General features: G+C 49.7%; 3 protein-coding genes. All 3 read right to left on the reverse strand.

Annotated elements, in window-relative coordinates; all coding sequences use genetic code 11:
- On the reverse strand, positions 1–193 hold a 193-nt coding region (locus AC1D2P_RS30655), incomplete at its 3' end, for a hypothetical protein (RefSeq protein ID WP_477811767.1).
- A 27-nt stretch (positions 194–220) separates the two neighbouring features.
- Positions 221–508 carry a barstar family protein gene (locus tag AC1D2P_RS30660; protein ID WP_223524504.1) on the reverse strand — a complete coding sequence of 96 codons (288 nt, stop codon included), beginning with the start codon at positions 506–508 and terminating at the stop codon, positions 221–223.
- Between the two features lie 10 nt (positions 509–518).
- Positions 519–1,517: RHS repeat-associated core domain-containing protein (locus AC1D2P_RS30665; protein WP_477811768.1), on the reverse strand; the 999-nt coding region annotated here is incomplete at its 5' end.

The following is a 1,517-nucleotide window of genomic DNA, read 5'->3' on the forward strand; positions in this document are numbered from 1 at the left end:
GTCGTAGATTAAAGTGAGCAGCCTGGTCGCCTTTATTCCCAGGCTCAAGGCGAAAAGGGGACGGATTTATTTTCTTTCGTAAAAATAAATCTGTCCCCTTTGTTTTTTGTTTTTTGTTTTTGTAATTTGTGGAAAATTCTACAACAGTTCCTAGCGTCTTGGGCTCGATGATGTGTAGTATCGCCACCTTCATTTATTTAGTTCTCTTTGTGTTTTTGTCCTACAGTAGTTGATAACTAAATCTTTCATCCCATCCAAATTTTTCATCCTGTTCTTTCGCTCTTTCAAGTATATTCACAATTTGTTCGTAAGGAATGCCCATGGCGTCCCTAGAGTCTTTTGAGTTTTTCCAAATTAGCTCCAGCGGTCGCTCCGCATTCGCGCTCAGCAAATCCCATAAGGCGTTTAGGTTGTTTCCATAGTATTCGGTGATTCCCAGCACTGATGTGAGTTTTTTGTGAAAATCTGCTTCTGATTTTATTGTGGTGCCGTCTAGTTCTATTATCATTTTTTCGTCCCTACTTCCATTTTCCAATGGCCTTTACCGTGTCGTAATGATCGCTGGTGATATAAAGCAGCCCGTCGTCGGAATAGAGCAGTCGAGTCCCTGGCTGATTGCTTCGAGACATCGTGTTGTTTATCCCAACATCTGCTTCGTACCAAGTGCGTCCTGGTGATGACGGTAATACATTAGTGTCATTGTGAAAGATATCACCGCCCAATTGACCTCCTGGAACACTGTTGTTCAATGCTTTCCCAGGTTTCCATCCACCTTGTGCTGCTTGCACTTTCGTCACGTAATTGTTGGGGAGTTGTCCGGTCGTTCTTAAGCTATCTACGGCGCCGTTGGCTGCTTCAGTCGTTTGTAGATCGCGTTTCAGGGCCGCATACTTAGCAGCGTTATGAGCCGAGTTGTCGGACGCTTCCGGACCCTTGCACTCCGTACTTGCCAGCCCCAACGGATCCACCCACCCCGTAGGGTTAGGCACGTACTGGTAGTTGTTCAACCCACCCGCAAGCTTGATCGGATCCGGCGTTAGATACCGCCCGGTCCCCGGATTGTAGTAGCGATGCCGGTTGTAGTGTAAGCCCGTCTCCGCATCGAAGTACTGCCCCTGAAACCGCAGCGGGTTGTCAATTTCGGCAACATCGAGTGCAGCGAGATTGCCATAAGCGCGGTACTTGGCAGACCACATGATCTCGCCGCTGTAGTCGGTGAGCTCCTGCGGCGTCCCCAGATGGTCGAGCTGATAGTAAAACGGCGTCGCCTTCAGCGGGCCTTCGCCATCAAGCATCACCAGTGGACGGAAGCTACCCGGTTCATAAACGTAAGTGCGATAGCGGTTGTCAGCGCTTTCGGCGATCAGGCGTTCGCCTTGCCACAGGAATTCAGTGGTGCTGCCATCGACAGTTTTTTCGATGCGCCGGCCGAAGGCGTCGTATTTATAGGACGCGACACTACCCCCCGGCAGACTGGCACCAATCAAACGGTGCTGGCAGTCGTAACGGTATTCGGT

This window comes from Pseudomonas sp. P1_F1_2, assembly GCF_056405815.1.